This window comes from Paenisporosarcina sp., assembly GCF_057785155.1.
In genome coordinates, this window is sequence record NZ_JBYNRN010000035.1 from 47,331 (window position 1) to 68,915 (window position 21,585).

Annotated in this window: 20 protein-coding genes; 8 read left to right on the forward strand and 12 right to left on the reverse strand. The window is 36.0% G+C overall.

Annotated features, from left to right (window positions below):
- Window positions 1-13: 13 nt before the first annotated feature.
- On the reverse strand, window positions 14-673 hold the full coding sequence (locus AC3EA5_RS13140) for a type 1 glutamine amidotransferase domain-containing protein (protein WP_488608750.1): 660 nt from the start codon (window positions 671-673) through the stop codon (window positions 14-16).
- A 109-nt stretch (window positions 674-782) separates the two neighbouring features.
- On the reverse strand, window positions 783-1,265 hold the full coding sequence (locus AC3EA5_RS13145) for a hypothetical protein (RefSeq protein ID WP_488608751.1): 483 nt from the start codon (window positions 1,263-1,265) through the stop codon (window positions 783-785).
- A 305-nt stretch (window positions 1,266-1,570) separates the two neighbouring features.
- Between AC3EA5_RS13145 and AC3EA5_RS13150 the strand changes: the two genes are divergently transcribed.
- From AC3EA5_RS13150 to AC3EA5_RS13165, 4 genes are all read left to right on the forward strand, one after another.
- Window positions 1,571-2,626, forward strand: a complete 1,056-nt coding sequence (locus tag AC3EA5_RS13150) for a YkvI family membrane protein (RefSeq protein ID WP_488608752.1) — start codon at window positions 1,571-1,573, stop codon at window positions 2,624-2,626.
- A 92-nt stretch (window positions 2,627-2,718) separates the two neighbouring features.
- Window positions 2,719-3,693: an oxygen-dependent tRNA uridine(34) hydroxylase TrhO gene (trhO, locus tag AC3EA5_RS13155; RefSeq protein WP_488608753.1), complete on the forward strand. Its 975-nt coding sequence runs from the start codon at window positions 2,719-2,721 to the stop codon at window positions 3,691-3,693.
- A gap of 301 nt (window positions 3,694-3,994) precedes the next feature.
- Window positions 3,995-5,284 (forward strand): MFS transporter, encoded by a 1,290-nt coding sequence (locus AC3EA5_RS13160; protein ID WP_488608754.1) that lies wholly within the window; start codon window positions 3,995-3,997, stop codon window positions 5,282-5,284.
- Window positions 5,285-5,435: 151 nt separating this feature from the next.
- Window positions 5,436-6,763 (forward strand): IS3 family transposase gene (locus AC3EA5_RS13165; RefSeq protein ID WP_488608755.1). Its coding sequence is split into 2 segments (ribosomal slippage): window positions 5,436-5,835 and window positions 5,835-6,763, totalling 1,329 coding nucleotides; the frame shifts between segments, so codons are not numbered across the junction.
- An 83-nt stretch (window positions 6,764-6,846) separates the two neighbouring features.
- Here AC3EA5_RS13165 and AC3EA5_RS13170 read toward each other — a convergent pair.
- Both AC3EA5_RS13170 and AC3EA5_RS13175 read right to left on the reverse strand, forming a co-directional pair.
- Complete coding sequence (locus AC3EA5_RS13170) at window positions 6,847-7,266, reverse strand: universal stress protein (RefSeq protein WP_488608756.1); 420 nt, start codon at window positions 7,264-7,266, stop codon at window positions 6,847-6,849.
- Window positions 7,267-7,285: 19 nt separating this feature from the next.
- A complete protein-coding gene (locus AC3EA5_RS13175; RefSeq protein WP_488608757.1) occupies window positions 7,286-8,749 on the reverse strand; it encodes a SulP family inorganic anion transporter in 1,464 nt (487 codons plus the stop codon).
- 174 nt (window positions 8,750-8,923) lie between these two features.
- Here AC3EA5_RS13175 and AC3EA5_RS13180 point away from each other — a divergent pair, with 174 nt between their 5' ends.
- Window positions 8,924-9,466, forward strand: a complete 543-nt coding sequence (locus AC3EA5_RS13180; protein WP_488608758.1) for a recombinase family protein — start codon at window positions 8,924-8,926, stop codon at window positions 9,464-9,466.
- A gap of 67 nt (window positions 9,467-9,533) precedes the next feature.
- On the opposite strand, the gene AC3EA5_RS13185 is transcribed toward AC3EA5_RS13180, so the two are convergent.
- The 6 genes from AC3EA5_RS13185 to AC3EA5_RS13210 form a co-directional block, all read right to left on the reverse strand.
- Entirely contained in the window at window positions 9,534-9,953 is a 420-nt protein-coding gene (locus AC3EA5_RS13185; RefSeq protein ID WP_488608759.1) for a universal stress protein, read from the reverse strand.
- Window positions 9,954-10,739: 786 nt separating this feature from the next.
- Complete coding sequence (locus tag AC3EA5_RS13190; protein ID WP_488608760.1) at window positions 10,740-11,462, reverse strand: hypothetical protein; 723 nt, start codon at window positions 11,460-11,462, stop codon at window positions 10,740-10,742.
- Between the two features lie 469 nt (window positions 11,463-11,931).
- Window positions 11,932-13,812: an LTA synthase family protein gene (locus tag AC3EA5_RS13195; protein ID WP_488608818.1), complete on the reverse strand. Its 1,881-nt coding sequence runs from the start codon at window positions 13,810-13,812 to the stop codon at window positions 11,932-11,934.
- A gap of 185 nt (window positions 13,813-13,997) precedes the next feature.
- Entirely contained in the window at window positions 13,998-14,417 is a 420-nt protein-coding gene (locus AC3EA5_RS13200) for a universal stress protein (RefSeq protein ID WP_488608761.1), read from the reverse strand.
- Window positions 14,418-14,438: 21 nt separating this feature from the next.
- The gene (locus AC3EA5_RS13205; RefSeq protein ID WP_488608762.1) at window positions 14,439-15,902 is read right to left on the reverse strand and encodes a SulP family inorganic anion transporter; all 1,464 of its coding nucleotides are present in this window, start codon (window positions 15,900-15,902) and stop codon (window positions 14,439-14,441) included.
- 220 nt (window positions 15,903-16,122) lie between these two features.
- The gene (locus AC3EA5_RS13210; protein WP_488608763.1) at window positions 16,123-16,965 is read right to left on the reverse strand and encodes a DegV family protein; all 843 of its coding nucleotides are present in this window, start codon (window positions 16,963-16,965) and stop codon (window positions 16,123-16,125) included.
- 216 nt (window positions 16,966-17,181) lie between these two features.
- Between AC3EA5_RS13210 and AC3EA5_RS13215 the strand changes: the two genes are divergently transcribed.
- A complete protein-coding gene (locus tag AC3EA5_RS13215) occupies window positions 17,182-17,361 on the forward strand; it encodes a hypothetical protein (RefSeq protein ID WP_394191050.1) in 180 nt (59 codons plus the stop codon).
- 27 nt (window positions 17,362-17,388) lie between these two features.
- Here AC3EA5_RS13215 and AC3EA5_RS13220 read toward each other — a convergent pair whose 3' ends face one another.
- The gene (locus tag AC3EA5_RS13220) at window positions 17,389-18,582 is read right to left on the reverse strand and encodes an MFS transporter (RefSeq protein ID WP_488608764.1); all 1,194 of its coding nucleotides are present in this window, start codon (window positions 18,580-18,582) and stop codon (window positions 17,389-17,391) included.
- A 223-nt stretch (window positions 18,583-18,805) separates the two neighbouring features.
- Between AC3EA5_RS13220 and AC3EA5_RS13225 the strand changes: the two genes are divergently transcribed.
- Window positions 18,806-19,135, forward strand: a complete 330-nt coding sequence (locus AC3EA5_RS13225; protein ID WP_488608765.1) for a winged helix-turn-helix transcriptional regulator — start codon at window positions 18,806-18,808, stop codon at window positions 19,133-19,135.
- A 73-nt stretch (window positions 19,136-19,208) separates the two neighbouring features.
- On the opposite strand, the gene AC3EA5_RS13230 is transcribed toward AC3EA5_RS13225, so the two are convergent.
- Window positions 19,209-20,327, reverse strand: a complete 1,119-nt coding sequence (locus AC3EA5_RS13230) for an NAD(P)/FAD-dependent oxidoreductase (RefSeq protein WP_488608766.1) — start codon at window positions 20,325-20,327, stop codon at window positions 19,209-19,211.
- Window positions 20,328-20,415: 88 nt separating this feature from the next.
- Between AC3EA5_RS13230 and AC3EA5_RS13235 the strand changes: the two genes are divergently transcribed.
- A complete protein-coding gene (locus tag AC3EA5_RS13235) occupies window positions 20,416-21,477 on the forward strand; it encodes a saccharopine dehydrogenase family protein (protein ID WP_488608767.1) in 1,062 nt (353 codons plus the stop codon).
- The last annotated feature ends 108 nt before the right edge of the window (window positions 21,478-21,585 follow it).

Consider the following 21,585-nt stretch of genomic DNA (forward strand, 5'->3'; position numbering starts at 1 on the left):
CTAGCGTTTAACATTAACCTAATTTTTTAATTAATTCTTTTACAACTAACGGTGTTGATTGTGGGTTTTGGCCTGTTATTAGTTTGCCATCCACTACAGATTGCTCTGACCAATTTGGACCAGTCTCAACTGTAGCACCAAGTTCACGTAATTTACTTTCCAATAAAAACGGCATTAACGCATCAAACGTAGTATCTCGTTCCTCCGCATCTGTAAATGCACTCACTTTTTTCCCCTTAACAAGAGGTTCGCCATTTGATAACGTTGCTCCTACTAATCCTGCAGGACCGTGACATACTGACACGACATAGCGGTCTGCCTCGTAAAACTCACGGAGTAATTTTTGAAGCTTTTTATTTCCAGGGAAATCAAACATTGTTCCATGACCACCTGGTAAAAATAGAACATCATAATCATCCATATTTACATCTTTCACAGAAACTGTATCTGCTAAATACTTCTCAGCATCCAACGTTTCTTTAGGTGTATTTTCATCAATACTACCTGGATCGACCGGTGCTTTTCCACCTTTAATACTACTTATCGTTACATCGTAGCCTTCTTTAATAAAAGCTAAATAGGCATCCGAGAATTCAGATAACCATGTACCTGTCGGTTTGTTATCACCCATTGTATCTGCACTTGTTAATACCATTAATATTTTCTTTGTCATGTTTATTCCTCCTTAAAATTCCTGATGACCAATTACATTCAGTAAATTTCACACATCCTCTATTTACCCTTGTCACAACCAAACAAACTTTTATGAGCACATCGCATATTTACATCGTCGGATTATTATTAAAAGGTTTGTTTCGAATGAGGTTCCAAACCGCCATTCCATCGCTTGGATTCTCCCCATGCCAAATCGGAAATAGAGAAAAAAAGATAAAGTAAAAAGAAAAATAGACATACTGATATAAGAAAATGCTAGGTTCTATTTCTCTGATTAGAATCAATCCATTCAATAGTAAAATTCCCGCTAAATTAAATAGTGATCCTCCTAAATAAACGAGTATTAATTTCCATCTCTTTCGGTGTTTTGTTAATGAAATATACTCACACCAACCATCATAAAAATATAGTCGACGAATATGCAGGGGGCCAATTTTCGTTAAAATCTTCCCTGACCCTATATGCATATTGACTTTCCCCCCAAATAAACGCGCAAAAAACATATGCCCTAATTGATGAAGAATCGTTACTAAAGGTAAAACAAGGAAAAAGGAAAAGAAAAACTTCCATATATCATTAAAACCAAACATGATCTCCCCTTCTTTCTTGGTATTCTAGAATACGTCATTGTACGAAAATCAATTATGAAATACAAACAATCTCCATCCAAATCTACTGTTCATTATTTCCAAGTGGTAAATAGTTGTATACGAATGAATGAAAAGTAGGAGTACATTTTTAATATGTGTGAATAAAGGAGCAATCTTCATTCCGAAATCCACCTGTTCATTGAATTAACGGTGGATTGTTGATACCTTTTTACAAGGCTCATATTCTAATTTTAGAAATTTGTGCGTATTTTCTATCAAAGAGAATGACATCTAGGGAGGACATCATGAAGAAAAGTTTACAAATGGCAAGTGCCTTTATTGGCATCATTGTCGGAGCGGGTTTTGCTTCAGGACAAGAAATACTTCAGTACTTTACGAGCTTTGGAATCATGGGGTTTGTCGCAGCATTTATTTCGACCATCGCCTTTGGCTATCTCGGTATGCATTTGACTAGCCTTGGCAGTAGAATGAGGACCACTTCTCATAAAGAGGTCGTTTATCGTATTAGTGGAAAATTCTTTGGAAGGATTGTCGATGGGATAATCATCCTAACGCTATATGGAGTAGGCGTTGTTATGATTGCTGGAGCAGGATCCATTTTCTCTCAACAGTTTGATCTATCCGCAACACTAGGTAGTACCATCATGGCTATCGCTGTCATTTTCACAATCATGTTAAATGTGCAAAAAGTGATTGCCATTATTGGTGGAGTGACACCATTCCTTGCGTTAGTCATTGTTGGATTAGCTGTTTATAGTTTTATGACAATGGATACGAGTTTTGAAGAATTACATACAATCGCAATTGATCAACCCACTACTTTGCCTAACTGGTGGATGTCAGCAATTAACTATGTCTCGTTCAACATTGCGGTTGGTGCTTCTATGGCAATTGTAATGGGCGGTACAGAGAAAGACACAAAAATCGCCTCTCTAGGAGGCTTTATTGGCGGACTTGGTCTTGGGGTATTGATCATGATGAGTCATTTCACCATCTTTTCAAAAATTGATGATGTAGCTGGCGTTGACATGCCTATGCTCAAAATTATGGATGATATTCATCCATTCCTAGGGATTTTCATGTCCTTTGTTTTATTTGGAATGATTTACAATACAGCAGTTGGTATGCTTTTCTCCTTTTCTGCTCGATTTGTTAAAATGGGTACTCGAAAGTTCAAGATGTTTGTAGCCATTGTCGGAATTTCTGCTTACATTGCGAGCTTTGTTGGATTTACACAGTTAGTAAGCTTGTTTTATCCAATAGTCGGCTACCTCGGCTTATTTTTAGTTGGCGCAATCATCTTGGCTTCAATTAAACATAAAAAAGTAACAGCAAAATAACCATTTTAACCACACGGGGTATGTTGATTTTAATTGTGACTTATGCTATATTTATTGATTGAATTAGCATAAATGTAAGGTGGTTAAATAAAATGGAAAACAAAGCATATCAAGTGTTGTTATATTATAAATACGTTTTAATAGATGAACCTGTATTATTTGCTCAAAATCATTTGGCTGCGTGCAAAGAAATTGGTTTACTTGGTCGTATTCTAGTCTCCCATGAAGGCATCAACGGTACAGTTTCAGGAACATTGGAGCAAACCCAAGCGTATATGGATATGATGAAGAGCGACGAGCGATTTGCCGACATGATGTGGAAAATCGATGCAGCAGATGGGCATGCTTTCAAAAAAATGCATGTGCGTGCAAAAAGAGAAGTTGTACACCTTGGATTAGGCGAAGATGATATTGACCCAAACGAAATTACAGGGCAATATCTAACTCCGACAGAATTCTACGAAAAAATGCAACAAGATGACACAATTGTCATCGATGCGCGCAACGATTACGAATTTGACTTAGGTCATTTCCGTGGTGCCGTTCGCCCGGACATCAAAAACTTCCGTGACTTGCCAGCATGGATGCGCGAAAACAAAGAACAGTTTGAAGGTAAAAAGATATTAACATACTGTACTGGCGGTATTCGCTGTGAAAAATTCTCTGGTTGGTTAGTTAAAGAAGGCTATGAAGATGTAGGTCAACTCCACGGTGGTATTCACAATTATGGAACGGACCCTGAAGTAAAAGGTCAACTTTGGGATGGTCAAATGTACGTGTTCGATCAACGTATTGCAGTTCCAATCAATAAAGTTGAGCACGTAATTGTTGGTAAAGACCATTTTGACGGCACACCATGTGAACGCTATGTAAACTGCGCTAATCCTGAATGTAACGACAAAATTTTGTGCTCAGAAGAAAACGAACACATTTATATGCGCAGCTGTTCTGACGAATGTCGCACACATCCCCGCAACCGTTACATCGTAGAACATGGATTATCAGAAGAAGAAGTTCTTGAAAGATTTGATACGATTAACGAAATGAGAACGAATGTTATCGCATAAATAAAAAAGATTCCACGAGAGGAGAACTTCTCGTGGAATCTTTTTTTTGAAGAGATTTTCATGTGGCAACTCCAAGAAACGTTAGGAGTATCCTTGTTGCAGATAACATGCTGTCATGTGCCTATAGATTGATAAAATTAACTGTTTACATTTCTATATATTATTCAAAAGGTATTAATGAAAACGACACTCCTACACTAAATAATAGCGATACTTTGAATGAAAACAACCTAATTATAAGGTATAATTAGGGACACTAAGTAAGTTGGCTATAACCTTAATGAAACGAGATGTTAATTAAATGAAACTCATTACAGATAATCAAACAACACCTTTAAAATCATCATTTTTTTATGGGTGGTATATTGTATTTATTGGCGCACTAGGTGTGTTTTTTTCTGGTCCTGGACAAACATATTTTATTTCTGTATTTATTGATCAGTACATAAAAGATTTCGATTGGAGCCGTTCTTTAGTTTCCACAGTTTATTCAGCGGCTACACTTGTATCTGCGGTTTGTATGTTTTTTATGGGAAGATTAATAGATCGATTTGGTCATCGTTATATGATTGTATTCGTATCCATCATGTTGGCAATTGCTTGTTTTTATAATAGCTTTGTTACCAATATTACGATGTTGTTCATCGGGATTCTAATGTTGAGGTTATTTGGGCAAGGTTCAATGACTCTTATTCCTAACACATTAATTCCTCAATGGTTTCTGTTAAAAAGAGGACAAGCTCTCAGTTATATGGCGATTGGAGGGTTTGCTAGTTCTGCAATTTTCCCACCAATGAATGTATGGTTAGTCAATCAAATTGGATGGCAGAATACTTGGGTTTTGTGGGGAGCCTCTATTTTAATAGTCTTTACGCCACTCGCTTTTTTCTTAGTTAGAAATAATCCCGAGCAGGTTGGTTTAGAGCCAGATGGCTTGATCACACAGAGAAGCTATAAAGAAAATGTCAAAAAGGAAATATCGAAAAACAAAGAAAGTAATTGGACTTTTAAAGAAGCCATTCGTACAAGAGCATTTTGGTTAATATTATCTTGTGTGGGAATCCCGGCTTTAGTTAATACGGCCATTACTTTTCATTTGATATCTATTTTTGATCAAAACGGTCTTGGAACAGGAGTCTCTGCAATGGTTTTAGGGGGAATGGCTCTTGTTGGATTCCCCGTCACTCTCGTAGCAGGGAGGGTAATGGACCGTGTGAAAGTAAATGTCGTGTTAGCTGGAATATTCGCTTTGGAAATTGTCTTGTTGTTGATGTTACAAATCACGAATACCTTTTTTATAGCCGTTTTATTTACTTTAGTTTGGGGTTTAAGCAATGGATTTGAGCGGATTGCACTATCGTATGTATGGCCAAGTTATTTCGGGCGAGCTGCACTGGGGAGTATTCAAGGACTGGCGACATCAGTAATGGTGTTTGGCTCAGCAATTGGTCCGCTTCCATTTGGAGTTGCTTATGATATTTATGGTAGTTATACAGAAATCATTTGGATTTCTTTAGTTTTTCCGATTATCGGAATCGTGAGTTCACTTCTTGCTAAAAAGCCTAAGAAAAAATTGCCTACATTAACATAGAAAACTAATATTTTCATAAAAAAGAGCGAGTCGCTTATTGAACTGAACCCCGAATGGTGGACACTTTAAAAAAAGTGACCCCATTCGGGGTTTTTTCTATTTTCATGCCCAGTTATACTTAAAGATAACAAGTGAGACGGGAGACTTTCTAATGAGTAAAATTATTTTTAATGAACATCAAATAAGACTGTTGGAATCCAATCCGAATGTGGCATCAGTTTCTGATCGTTCGATTCAATACACACCGGAATTTAAAATTCGTGCAGTTAACGAGAACCTTACTGGTAAAGGACCGGCACAAATCTTTGAAGAAAACGGTTTTGACCTTAACCTAATAGGCATCAGAAAAGCTCAGTCCTCTTTGAGCCGCTGGAGAACAACGTTTAAGGAACTCGGTGAAGAAGGATTTCTGTTGGAACGTCGTGGAAAAGGAAGTTTAGGACGTCCTTCAAACAAAGATATCTCAGCAGAAAAGAAATTAGAGAAGGCAGAAGCACGCATTAAGTACTTGGAGGCGGAACTGAAACTTCTAAAAAAGCTGGAGGAGCTTGAAAGGCAGGCGAAGAAACGGCGCTAGAACCTCATGAAAAGTATTCCGTCATTCATGAAGTCATTCTGAAATATCAATTGAAGAATAAAACAAGATACTTGTGCGAATTAGCTGGTGTCTGTCGGAGTGGTTATTATGCGTGGCGCAATAATTTTGAGAAGCATGCCATCAGAGAAGAACGGGATTTCCAAGACTACATCCTATTAAAAAGCATCTACGATGCAAGAAATGGGAGAGCAGGTTATCGTGATTTGTACATGGCTGTGACTGACGTTTTGGAAACACCAATGAACCATAAGAAGATACTTCGTTTGATGCGCAAATTCAATTTTTCTGCGACAGTGAGACGGGCGAATCCTTATAAGAATATGGCGAAGGCAACACATGCGCACCGTACGATTCCAAATCATCTAAATCGTGAGTTTGATCAGGATGAACCTGGTAAAGTGCTCTTAACAGATATCACTTACATGTCTTACAAAGGTGGTCAGCGAGCTTATCTCTCTTGCGTGAAGGACGTGGCTACCCGAGAAATTCTAGCCTATGAATTATCGACTAGTTTGAGTATGCGTATTGTTTTTCGCACCTTAGATAAACTGGATGAAAAGATGGATGGAAACGTTCTTCCCGAAGCCATGATTCATTCAGATCAAGGCTTCCATTACACACATCCAGACTACCAACATCAAATAAAAGCTATGGGAATAACTCAATCAATGTCCAGACGCGGAAACTGCTTGGACAACGCTCCAATGGAGTCATTCTTTGGACACTTTAAAGACGAAGTTGATTTTCATGAAGCCCAAAGTCTTTCTGAACTGAAGGAAATGATCGATGACTATATGTTCTATTACAATTCCACACGTAAGCAGTGGAATTTAAAAAAGATGACTCCGGAACAATACCGGAGTCATCTGATTGCAATATAAGCTGCAAGGTCTGCTTTTATTAAACTGTCCATTAAATAGGGCTCAGTTCATATATACGACTCGCTCTTCTTTCTTCTTTTTTTCTATTTTACAATTAGCACAGGACAATCTGCACGTTTAACGACTTTATGACTGACGCTTCCAAGAACCATTTCTTGTAGTGAATTCAATCCTCGGCTACCTATGACTAAAAGTTCGTAATTTTGTTTATTTGCGTACTCTACTATGGACGGTCCTGGTACACCATGAAGAATCTCCACTCGATAGTTAATGTTTTCTTTTCGCAGAAGTTCTTCTACAGGGAGTAATTTTTTTCTACGGCTCATATCTAAATCCACGGAACTGCCGCTGTGAAGGACATCACTCTTAGCTTGCGAATAATCTGCTACTAAAACAACTGTTACAGTTGCGTTATCAGTTAATGAGGCGATTTTAACAACTTCACTCGCTGCACGAATTGAATGATTAGATCCATCAGCTGCTAATAAGATTTTTTTATACATTTAATATTCCCCCTTGTATTTAGTGTACGGATAACTTGGCATCTTTATTATTATAAATGGCTAATTTATCAACAAGTTGTTGACTTGTTGCATTTAAACCTTTTAAAGTCACTTGGTTGTGATTATCATAAAATTTGAGTACAACTTTATCGATAGCCCCAACTCCCGAATCATCCCAAACGTGAGTGTTAGAGAAATCAATGATGATTTCCTCTTTTTGTGCAGAGAAATCAAAGTCTTCTAAGAAACTTTCAACTGAAGCAAAGAATAGTTGTCCTTCAACTGTATAAATAATCTTATCATCTATCATTTTTTTCATCACAGATACTTTAGAAATTTTTGCTACGAAGAAAATCGCACTTAAAATAACACCTGCAATAACCCCTTTGGATAGATCATGCGTCATCACAACGATTAACACAGTTGCAACCATAACAATTGAATCCGTAATTGGTGCCTTTTTTAAATATTTAAAGGATGACCAATCAAACGTTCCTACTGCTACCATTATCATAATACCTACTAAAACAGGCATTGGGATTTGAATAACCAAGTCTCCTAGAACAAGAATCAGGAACATTAAGAAGGCTCCTGCCACCAATGTGGATAATCGTCCTCTTCCGCCTGATTTTACATTAATTACTGATTGCCCAATCATGGCACATCCAGCCATCCCACCAAAGAAACCAGTAACAAAATTCGCAATCCCTTGACCACGAGATTCTTTGTTTTTATTACTTTCAGTACCTGTCATATCATCCACGATTGTCGCAGTTAATAGTGATTCCAGTAGACCAACAATAGCTAAAGCCAAAGAGTACGGGAAAATAATCATTAAAGTTTCAATTGAAAAAGGCACTTCAGGAATAAAGAAGGAAGGAAGTGACTGAGTAATCGTCCCTAAATCCCCAACCGTTCTCAAATCGAAATTAGTGAAAATAGCAACTGCGGTTAAAGCTATTATCGCTATTAATGGTGCAGGTATAGATTTTAAAAACCTTGGTAAAATGTATACAATTAAGAGTGTTACAGCAACAAAAATATATGTCATATTTGAAATCCCTAAAAAGTGAGGCACTTGTGCCATAAAGATTAAAATAGCAAGTGCATTTACAAATCCAATCATTACTGCACGTGGAATAAACTTCATCACTTTTGCTACTTTAAATACACCAAATAATATTTGAATGACACCTGTTAAAATCGTAGCAGCAAGTAAATACTCAACACCATGATCCTTTACTAGTGGTACCATCAACAAAGCCATTGCCCCTGTAGCGGCCGAAATCATACCTGGACGTCCTCCGACAAACGCAATAATTACCGCGATGGTGAACGAAGCGTATAGACCCACCATAGGATTAACCCCTGCAATTATTGAAAAGGCGATAGCCTCGGGAATAAGTGCTAATGCAACGACAATTCCTGCCAAAATGTCTCCACGAATATTTGAAAACCAATCTAATTTTATTTTTTCAATCAACATCTTCATCCCTATCTTAAATTTTTTTTAATCAAGCCATTTCTACCGATCTAGCTTATCAGACATAAAAAATAGTATATCATGAAAAGTCCCAAAAAGGAACGATTAAAAGGAAACCTAATAAATTCATGTGATATAATAAATAGTACTAAATTTGTGGAGGTTCGAATTATAGTGAAGTATGGGTATATACGCTCTTTCGCTGATAGCGAAATAAATAATAAACAAAATGACGAACTTAATAAAATTGAACATTTGACTATTTTTCACGAAGATTTTTCTGATTCAAAGAAACGCCCTCAATTAGAAAATTTACTTAATACAGTCCGTGAAGGGGATCAAATATTTGTTTATAACTTGTATGCACTGGCTGATTCGACTCGTCATCTCTTAGAAATTTTACAATCTCTTAAGAAAAACAATGTATCTGTTCATTTTTCATCCAATTCTCTTGATACATCTGAATCTTCTACTTTTCCTTTTCTTTTTATTTTAGAAGAGCTCGCACAATTCCAATCTGAAGTTATAAGTGAGAAAACGAAAATTGGATTGCTAGAAGCTCAAAAGAAAGGAAATATTGCCGGGCGACCTAAAAAATCTATGTTAAGTGTTAATCAAGCGATTGAAATGTACCATTCAAAGAAATATTCTCTTGAGGAAATTAAGGCTAAAACAGGGATTAGTAAATCAACTTTATACCGTAATTTAGAAAACTAAAAATCCTATTTCTTAAGAAATAGGATTTTTATCAAAGTTATATTAGTTTACATATTAAAAACCATCATTACTTCACAACCAAAACTGGACATTTCGCACACTTCATCACTTTGTGGCTAACGCTACCTAATACCATTTCTTGCAAACCACTTAATCCTCTACTTCCCATAATTAACATATCATGTGGATTATGATTAGAATATTTTATAATTTCTGTTTCCGGATCTCCTTCAAGTATTTTCACTTCATATTCTACACCTTTACGAATAAATAATTGCTCTGTTTCCTGAAGTTTCTCTTCTCTTTTTTGAAGAAGAAAACTTTCTTCAAACTTAGAATTTCCAGCGACTTTCTTAAATTTATTCGGGTCAATAATATACAGCATCGTAATTTTCGTGAAATTCTCCGTTACAAGTTTTAAGGCTGACTCTGCAGCACGGACTGCATGATTTGATCCATCTGAAGCTAATAAAATTTTCGAATACATTGTTCTTGCCCCCTTAAATTGAAATCGCTTTCATTTAACAGAATTATCTTACTATTTATTGTACTATTAATCATTTAAAATTATCCAATAAAATATTAGGTGTCTCTCAATTTTTATCAGTGTTATTCAATCAGTATTGGAAGAGTGATTTTAGCTGAAGTGTCTGTAGAAGGATTGAGATGAGTTATTTTTACTATTTTTTCTAATTCCCCATTAAAATATACGTAGTTCCAAGTTTTTATCATTTAATTTTCATCATTTACCTTTTATGAAAAGTACCTTATTCTTCACACAATATATAAGTCCGGAGTCAATCCAAAAAATCCTCTGACAAAAATGGACATGACGATATATCTTTGTGTAAAACTAATTCAATATAAAGGGCATGGCGAATATTTTGTATCATATAAAACCCACCTGGAAATGCTTTGATTACTTTATAGGGCTCTTTTTTATATAAAATTATTTTGTTTTCGAGTTTTTTCATCATAACTCCCCAGTTCGAACTTACTTAAATTATTCTCTTCTTTTTTATAATTCCATACCCCTTACAATGTCTACATTTACGTTTAAACAAATAAAAACCAGTCCGTAGTCCTTTGCCTTTACACTTTAAACAAATAACAATATTAGCCATATTGTTCTCTCCGTTACTAAGTAATATAATCAGTTTTACCTTCACCGATTCCTATTGGTGAATAAATATCATTTCTATACGGTTTATTTAATCCACTCTTTCTTCAATAATTTCATTTTTAGTTCATCCTAATTCTTAATTCATTCTAATTAATTACAGCGGATATTTTTCGACATACATTTTTCTAGTTCCATTGCCCACAGTCCTATTTCATTTAATGTAAATGTTTTTTTGTAACGACTTAAAATTTCTTTGATTTCATAAGGATTAAAAGCATGTATATCTTCCTTTAATACGTGCGAATTTAGTGAATCCTTTAAGTGAATAATTAAGTCGTAGACTTCATCTTCTTTTATTGTAAGTGGACTAAGTCCATAAACGAAACGAGATAAATCTCTTAACTTGGCTAAAATATCTTTCAAAAAATAAAATTCATTTGAATAATCGAAGTCTTCAGTCGTGTCATCTGGCTTTAACTCAAAAAAAGTTTTCACATTTGAATTTTGTTGTTCAATAAAGTTTGCTGTTGTTTCATAATAAATATATTCATTTAATAAGGATTCTTTCACAAAATTTAGCGTTTGATATGAGTCATGATAATCTTCCTTTGAAACGGTCAATTTGCTTAAAAATTGATCCATTGAATCAATTAATTCTCTTGCGTTTCTGATTTTTAATGTTGATTGTTTTTCATTTTCGTTGTTGTAGTAAGACATATTGATCGCTAAGATTTTATTTGAATGTTCATCCTGTGGTTCGATGATAAAGTAACCTTGTGATAGCGACCAACGCACTTTCAATACCTTTGAACCCTTAATCTCCTTATTTATTGACGAATTTGTTGCTGATATATTGATGTTCGACATTTCCATTTTTGCATCCCCTTTCTCCTTCTGACCTCTCTAATTAATATAAATACTAAAGTTTCAAAATAGACCCTTTTTGAGAATGTTTTAATTAAAATATAACATCCCCACCCAAATATTTCAAACCATAATTCAAAGTTCCGGATTTTTTTAAGAAAAGTTCCATTGGCTCTTTTTTTATTTTCTTTAGAAATAATTCATTTTGTGCATACAATAGCGAAACTCATGCTTTAATTTACTAACCGCATTCGCAATCCATTTTTCTTCAAGAGTCTTGCCTATTCTATAAACAACAAGGATTAAAAGAGATAAAGAAAAACAACCGGAAAGATACCGGTTGCTAAGTCTGTATAATTCATATGATCTTAGTTATTTCACAGTCTAATTAGGGACTTATGTTACGTATTAAACCCAATAAAATTTATGAATCACACTTTAGATTATTATTTAGCTTCAGTTTCTGTTTCTGCTGAGTCTAATCCTTACTACGCCCAGTTTTCGAGTCGTAAAACCGAAGAAGATCACCATAAATAATCATATCGTTATTTGCTAGTTCTTCATTTGCTCGTTCAATAAATGGCGTACACGCTTCCATATCAGTTGGTTCTCCTGTTTCTTTCTCCCAACATGTCTCTCCCGCATACACAAGGTTTTGGGAAATAAAACGACCGTCTCTTAAGATCACAAACTGATCTTGTTCCTCTGAAAATATATCCTGACCAAATTGGATGGAATCTTCCGAATCTATTCCCATTAAGTTTTCAATTGTTGGTTTCAAGTCGATTTGACCCACTAATGAATGATTGACCCCTCCCACTCCACTATTGGGAATATGAATAAACATTGGCACTCGCTGTAATTGAGCCGTTTCAAAAGGAGTAATTTCTTTACCTAAATATTTTTTCATCGCATCATTATGATTTTCCGAAATTCCGTAATGATCACCATACATAATAATGATGGAATCCTCATAAAGATCGGACTCCTTTAAATCTGCAAAGAATTCTTTAATGGCTTCGTCAGTATATCGCACTGTTTGGAAGTACCGATTCAGTGTTCCAGAATTTGAATCAAATTCTTCAATAAACTTATCTTCTTCATCAAGATAAAATGGATGATGATTTGTTAATGTAATTAATTTCGTGAAAAATGGGCGTTCTATTTCTTTCATATGTTCTACCGACTGTTCAAAGAATGGCATATCTTTCATACCCCAGTTAACGGATTGACCTTCTTGGACACTATAATCAGATAAAGAATAGAAGCGGTCATACCCAAAATTGTCATATACTATATCTCGATTCCAAAAACTTTTGCTATTCGCATGCATGGAAGCAGTATAATATCCTTCACTTTTTAGTGACTTTGTAAGTGTATGGTAAGTATTACCACTGTGAGTAAAGAATACTGCTCCTCGGGGTAAAGGATAAAGAGAATTATCTAATAGAAATTCAGCATCTGCCGTTTTACCTTGCTCGGTTTGGTGATAAAAATTATCTAAATAAATTGTATCAGAATCTTGCGTAAGTTCATTTAAAAACGGAGTAATGACTTCTCCGTTCATTTTATTATTAATAACGAATTCCTGAATGGATTCAATTTCCACAAGAATAATATTGCGTCCTTCTGCTATTCCATGCATTTTAGTCGAAGAATCAACCTGATTTGCCTTTAAAAAGTTCACCACACTCACAATTTCGCTACTATCAGCTAAAGCACGTTGAGTTGATTGTTTGGATTGCAAATAAACATCATATAAATGGTAATTATAGATCCCTATGTTTTTAACCAGCATTTCTCGATCAAAAGTTCTCGTCAAAAGTTGAGGACGTTCTGCTTCAGCTAACCCGAAATTTAAGATTATGGTTGCAATTGTCACGATGAAATAAGCTTTACGTTCATTTGTTAAGAATTTTCTATACCCCATAAAAGATGGTCTATATTTAACTAGCGCTATTAACAAGAGGATATCCAGAAAGTACAATGAGTCTGTCCAATATATGTTTTCCATAGCACTTCCACCTAAGTCACCAAAATTACTCGTTTGAAATAAAACTGGCAAAGTGATGAAGTCACTAAAAAATCGGTAGAATACCATGTTTGCAAATAAAACGAAAGTTGAAAAAAAACTTGTGATTATCACATAAACGTTTCTAGTCTTTTCTTTGTTTATAAATAGTGCGACTCCAAAAAGTAGCATTATAAAGCTCAATGGGTTAATAAATAAAATAATCGCCTGCATTGCATTTTCGATATCAATTTTAAAGACATCGTAATATGAGATGTAGGTCTTAATCCATAAAAAAATAATGGCTAAGAGGATTATTGAAATCTTAGGTAACATCTTTTTATTAATAATGTTCACTCCTTACATGACAATTTAATTATCAATCATCTTTCGAATTTGAGAGTATTCGGTTTCTAAATAGCCCCTTTTAGAGAAATATTAGTGTACCATGTTTAATTACAAGATACAAACATAAAAAAACAACCGATACAGTAAAATCGATTGCTCTGTATTTTTTACATAATTAAAAGTAGTTATTTCACAATAAGAACTGGACAATCAGCGTGTTTAATGACTTTGTGACTGACACTACCAAGAACCATTTCCTGAAGTGAATTTAAACCACGACTTCCTATAATCAAAATTTCATAGTGCTCCTGATTCGCAAATTCAATAATTGTAGGTCCAGGGCTGCCATGTAAAACTTCCACCTGGTAATTGATATCTTCTTTACGTAGTAATTCTTCAACAGGTAATAATTTCTTTCTGCGTTTTAAATCAAGCTCGACGGAACTACCACTGTGAAGCACATCGTTTTTTGCCTGTGAGAAATCTGCAACTAATACGACTGTAACAGTAGCTTCTTTATTTAATGAAGCAATTTTAACTACTTCTTGGGCTGCACGGAGTGAGTGATTCGATCCGTCTGCTGCTAATAGAATTTTTTTATACATCTTTAACACTCCTTTATTTGGTTAGTGACTCGGTAATTTTGCATTTTCATCATTAAAGATTGCTAATTTATCAACTAATTGTTGACTTGTTGTATTTAAGCCTTTTAACGTGACTCGGTTGTGATTTTCATAATATTTTAATACTACTTTATCAATTGCACCTACACCCGAGTCATCCCATACATGTGTGTTTGAAAAATCAATAACGATTTGTTCACCGTGCACAGTATAATCAAATGATTCTAGGAAACTCTCAACTGAAGCGAAGAATAATTGACCTTCCACTGTGAAAATCGACATATTATACATAACTTTTTTCGTTACAGATACTTTAGATATTTTTGCGACGAAGAAAATGGCACTTAAAATGACACCTGCAATAACACCAATAGAAAGATCGTGGGTTAGTACGACTATTAATACAGTTGCAACCATAACAATTGAATCGGTAATTGGAGCCTTTTTCAAATACGTAAAGGAAGACCAATCAAACGTTCCGATTGCTACCATAATCATAATGCCTACTAGTACAGGCATTGGGATTTGAATTACCAAATCTCCTAAGACGATTATGAAGAACATTAAAAATACACCAGCTAACAACGTCGACAATCTACCTCGCCCGCCTGATTTTACGTTAATAACTGACTGACCAATCATGGCACATCCAGCCATTCCGCCAAAGAAACCTGTAACTACATTTGCAATACCTTGTCCACGAGACTCTTTGTTTTTTTTACTTTCCGTCCCTGTCATATCATCCACAATTGTAGCGGTTAATAAAGATTCCAATAAACCAACAATTGCTAACGCCAACGAGAAAGGAAACACAATTACAAGCGTTTCAATCGAAAACGGGACATTTGGAATCAGGAAAGAAGGTAATGATTGAGTAATCGTTCCTAAATCGCCTACAGTTCTTAGCTCAAAGTTTGTGAAAATTGCAAGTGCGGTTAATACTACAAGTGCAATTAAGGGAGCTGGAATTGTTTTAATAAAGCGAGGGAAAATATATACGATCAACAAGGTAACTGCCACAAATACATATGTCATATTGGAAATCCCTAAAAAGTGAGGAACTTGAGCCATAAATATTAATATAGCTAGAGCATTTACAAAACCTATCATTACTGCACGTGGAATGAATTTCATTACCTTAGCTACTTTAAATATCCCAAAAAGGATTTGAATAACTCCTGTCAAAATCGTAGCAGCTAGCAAATACTCCACTCCATGATCTTTAACCAATGGCACCATCAGCAGAGCCATTGCACCAGTAGCACCAGAAATCATGCCTGGACGTCCTCCGATAAACGCTAAAACCACTGCAATTAGGAATGATGCATATAAGCCAACCATTGGATTAACTCCAGCAATGATTGAAAATGCTATAGCTTCAGGAATAAGTGCTAGTGCAACTACCAATCCTGCTAATACATCTCCCCTTATATTGGAGAACCAATCTAGTTTTATTTTTTCTATCATTCTTTCACCTCTTCGAATTTTTTTGACTTTTAACTCTCATAAAAGTCGCGTTGTAAAGCCACGATTGGTATTGTATCATGTATATTCCTAAAAAGGAACCTTTTTAAAACTTTTAGTTTTTTATTTTTTCACATTTCTCTAAAAATATAGAATAGACGTTTTCTTAATAATAAAAAAAAAAATCGCAATTCCCATTCCGGAAATTGCGATTTTTGCTCTTTTATTCTCCAAGCCACGCAAGACCAACTGTACCGCGACCCGCATGTGTACCAGGTACTGGACTAAATTCAGTAATAAGAAACGTTATATCCTTAAATTGTTTTTCAAGCTCTGTTTTCCAAGATGTTGCTTCTTTCAAATTATCAGCATGTATTACGGATACTTCTTTCACACGAATCTTTTCTGCTTCTAAGTAGTCTACCATTTTGGCAATCGCCCGTTTATGACTGCGTACTTTATCTGACAAAATAGCTCGACCTTCATCAAACTTTAAAACTACTTTCATGTTTAATAATGTCGCAAATACAGCTTGGGTCCCGGTCACTCGTCCACCTTTGTGAAGTTGTTCTAAACTGCCTGGTGTTAAAAACAATCGAGCTTTAGCTGGATATGATTTAATTTCAGCAACAATTTCTTCGAATGATTTTCCTTGTTGCTCTAGTTCTACTGCGCGTTCAACCATTTTCCCTAAAGGGAATGAACCAATTTGCGAATCAAGTACGAACGCATCCACACCTGTTTCGGCAGCTGCCGATAATGCTCCTGCATACGCACCAGTTAATGCTCCCGTAGCGTGGATTGCAATGACGTGATCGTACTTCCCTTTTAATTCCTGGAATAAATCGATCATTTCACCTGGAGAAGGTTGTGAAGTCGTTGGCAACACTTTTGAAGCTGCTAACATTTGATAAAACTCTTTGGATTCGATATCAATATTTTCTTTATAAGAAGTTTCGCCGAAAATGACGAATAACGGAACTACATGTATATTATGTTTTTCAATAAAATCAGCCGAAAGTGTAGCGGTGGAATCTGTAACCCATCCAATTTTTGAAGAATTCATTTATAAAACCCCTTTATTTATATGAAAAATTTCAGCATAAACGCTTCCATTATAAATTATGGGGAAAGGTCAGACTTTTGAATAGAAGCATGTATCATGCCAGATATATGATAAGTGTCATCCCATCAAAATTTAACAATTTTCAAGAAAAACGTTTATTGGAGCTATTTTGGGGAATAAAACCAGTACATCCAAATGAACAGGAGGCGTTACTCAATGAGAAGAAATACATTAACAATGGCAGCTCTAGGACTTGGTGCAGCGTTCCTCATGCGCAACAAGGAATCTCGAGACAAATTAAAAGGGCAAGTTGACCAGTTCTCTAAAAGTGGGAATGGTAAAGGAATATTAGATTCAGTACTTGGATCATTAGACAAGAAAACCACGACTCGATAAAAGTCGTGGTTTTCTTGTTGTATATGATTATATTCTTTCAAGTTTAAGGGAAATGAATGTCAAAACCCATGCACTTAACACCATGACTCCCCCAATCCAAGGAGTATGAATCAATCCAATTGATTGAATAACAATCCCTCCTATAATTGAACCCATTGCAATACCAACGTTAAAAGCAGCGATATTTAGTGCAGACGCAACGTCTACAGCCGCTGGTACATATTTTTCTGCAAGTTGAACAATGTTAAGTTGTAGACCAGGTACATTCATAAATGCGAATAAACCCATGAATATAATTGAAATCAACCCTATGACTTTAAAAGGAATTAAAAAAGTCATGACAATTAAAATTACCGCATTGATCATAAACATCCAAAGTAATGCACGAGCAGGATGATGATTAGCCAAACGGCCTCCTATTTCATTTCCTATTGCGACGGCTACCCCATAAACAAGAAGAACTATACTTACTAACTTCACATCAATTTTAACAATATCTTCTAAAATCGGCGTTAAGTAAGTAAATGCAACAAACGTACCACCGTATCCTAGAGCAGTAATCGAAAATCCTAGCAAAAGTCGTGTATTTGTTATCAATTTAAACATATCTTTAAACTTCGCTGGAGGTGATTGTTGTAGATTTTTAGGAATCAACAATGCAATTGCCACTATCGCAATAATTCCTAGTACAGCCACTCCCCAAAACGTTGCACGCCAACCAAATGCTTGTCCTATTAACGTGCCTAATGGTACACCTGTAACTGTAGCTACGGTTAATCCCGTAAACATTAGAGCTATAGCACTTGCCTTTTTTTGTGGAGGAACTAACTGCACAGCAATGGTAGCGCCAATTGCGAAAAAGACACCATGGGAAAATGCTGTTATGAAGCGAGCTACCATTAATAATTCAAAGGAATTTGACAAGGCGGCTACCATGTTTCCAACAATAAAAACGAACATCAACATCATTAATAAAGATTTTCTGCTAATTCGATTTGTAAGAGCCGTCAAAATAGGTGCACCGACTGCTACTCCTATTGCATAACCTGAAATCAGAAATCCAGCTACCGTTATCCCAATATCAAAATCATTTGCAATTGTTGCTAACAAACCCACTGGAACAAATTCAGTTGTCCCTATACCAAAAGCACTGATTGCGAGAGCCCACAATGCCATTTTTCCATTTTTTTGTGTTTCTTGAACTGTATGAGAGTGACTCATTTTTATTCCTCCTTTGAAATTACATCTTTTTGAAATAAATGCTTCCTGCTTAAGCAATCCTAATTATGCTCTCTTAAATCCTTAATGAATAGTACGCACTTTAAAGTAATGTAGGCACTTTTTAGTACCTATAGAATCTTTCGGCGAGTATGTGTAAAGTGATATATGCTAAGATTTAGTAAAGATAAAAACCGATCATCAAATGTGCCAAGGAGGTTTATAGATGGCTTACAATATTCCAGTCGAAGCTACCCTAGATGTTATTGGGGGAAAGTGGAAAGTCGTTATAATGTGTCACTTGATTGACGGGGAAAAACGCACGAGTGAATTAAAAAAACTCATGCCTAATATCACTCAAAAAATGTTGACACAACAACTTAGAGAATTAGAAGACGACGGTGTAGTGAACCGAACCATATTTGACCAAGTTCCGCCAAAAGTTATTTATTCTCTAACTAAATATGGATGGTCGCTCCGACCGATTCTAGATGCCATGTGCTCATGGGGAGAAAATCATATTGAAATAGTTGAAGACCCGATTAATCCTCAATAGTAAAAGCCATCATCTACTCCCAATTAGGGACCGGATGATGGCTTTTCAATTTCAGTGAAATTTCACATAGATTTTATTCACTTATCGCTTTGGATACATCATAAAGCAATAAATCTATCTCAACTTCTTTCCCTAACGCCAATTTTGCTAGTTGAGCACCTAAGTATGGACCCACAGTTAGACCCGAAGCACCTAGGCCATTGGCGAATAAAAGACCCGTAAATCCAGGAATTTCTCCAATGACCGGTAAAAAGTCTGGTGTAAAAGGACGGAAGCCTACTCGTGTCTCAACAAACGTACTGTCTAGTAGACCTGGCGCAACTGCTAAAGCCTTATTCAGTACTTCTTGCAATCCACCTGCTGTGACACGTTGGTCAAAATGATGGTCATCTTCATGTGTCGCGCCTACTACAATTTTGCCGTCATCAAAAGATAAAATATATTGATCATTTGGAGGCATGATCACCGGCCAATTGCCTGTATTCTCATCCTCGATTTGGAGATGAACAATCTGTGCTTTTTGCGCTGACACTTGGATGTTTATTCCCATTGGGGATAACAATTCTTCCGCCCATGCCCCAGCCGTAACGATGATTGAATCCGCTTCATAAAATGCATCACCCACAAAGACACCTTTTAAAACTGTTTGGTCATGCGATATGCTCGCTGAACCCTCAACAAATTTTGCTCCATATTTCTTGGCCGCGTTCTTTAATGATTGACGTAAAGCTCGTCCATTTACTCGAGCTCCACCCGAAATCATAACGGAACTAAATTCTTCTGATAATAAAGGAAATGAAGCAATCGTTTCTTCCCTTGGTAACATATGAATATCACCTATTTCAGGCGCATCTTCACGGCGAGTTGTTGCTCTTTCCTGCATTTTCAAAAGTTTGCCTTCATCGGTATGAAGACTTAATGCCCCAACTTGTTTATATCCAGTATCGTGTTCCCCATCACTTTCTAATTGCTCTATTAACTCTTCATAATAAGCTGCGCCATTTTTTGCTAGCGTATACCAGGCTTTATTGCGCCTCTGAGAAATCCAAGGGCAGATAATTCCCGCTGCAGCATCAGTTGCTTGACCAGGATCTTTACGGTCAACGACAATAACGTTCGCCCCCGCTTTCGCCAAGTGGTAGGCTGTAGATGAACCAAGAATTCCAGCTCCAATAATAATTGATGTTTTCATAAAAGCACCTTTTTCAAAATAGATTTCATTCTTTCATTCTACACATGGATGCAATACTCTCAAAATATCTTCATTGGAGGAATAGAACATGAACCGTACTTGGATGATATATGGTGCCAATGGCTATACTGGAAATCTAATAGCAGAAATGGCCGTCAAAAGAGGTCTAACCCCTATTTTAGCTGGAAGAAATAAAGAAAAAATTCAAGCATTAGCTAAAAAACTACAACTGGAAAGTCGCGTGTTTCCTTTAGAACAACTTGATCAATTAACCGCTGGATTATCTGGAGTCGATCTAGTTCTTCATTGTGCTGGTCCATTTTCAAAAACAAGTTCACTTATGATTGAGGGATGCCTAAAAGTAGGTATACATTATCTTGATATTACAGGAGAAATAAATGTTTTTGAGCACGTCCATTCAAACGAAGTAGCCGAACGTGCCATAAGAGCAAATATCGTTTTATGTTCGGGTGTCGGTTTCGATGTCATTCCAACGGACTGTGTTGCGCTTAAATTGAAACAGTTACTCCCATCTGCTACTCATTTATCACTAGGATTTGATTCCGACTCTGGAATTTCTCGTGGAACTTTCAAAACTATGATACAAGGACTCGCCTCGGGAAGTGCAGAACGTCAAGATGGAGTCATCCAAGAATTCCCTCTTGGAACCAAAAATCGTATCATTGATTTTGGAAGAGGATCAAAGACAGCAGTCGCCATTCCTTGGGGTGATGTCTCGACAGCTTTCTATTCTACAGGAATTCCTAATATCAACACTTGGATTCCAATGACCCCTACTAAAATGCATGCTACTCGAGTATTAAACAAATTCAAGCCAGTTTTAGCTTCTTCCCTTATTCAACGATTTTTGAATAAATGGGTCGATACAAAAGTGAGCGGTCCAAATCTAGCGTCTCGACAGAATTCTCCTGCTTACATTTGGGGCGAAGCACATAATACAATAGGCGAAAAAATAACCGTGCGAATAAAAACTGCAAATGTGTACACATTAACTATTTACGGTGCGTTAGAGGTTGTCACGCGCTTCCTAAATCAATCCGTTCCCGGTGGTAGTTACACGCCTGCGTCCTTATTTGGTCCTGAATTAATTGAATCTTTGCCTGAATCAGACGCATTCCACATTAGCTAATCTACCTTCATATTTTCAGTAATTTCTGATATTGTTCCGTTATGAACCCTATTGTGGTGCCCAGTTCAAAATAAATTCACGATACTGAAACAATTAACGTATATTATC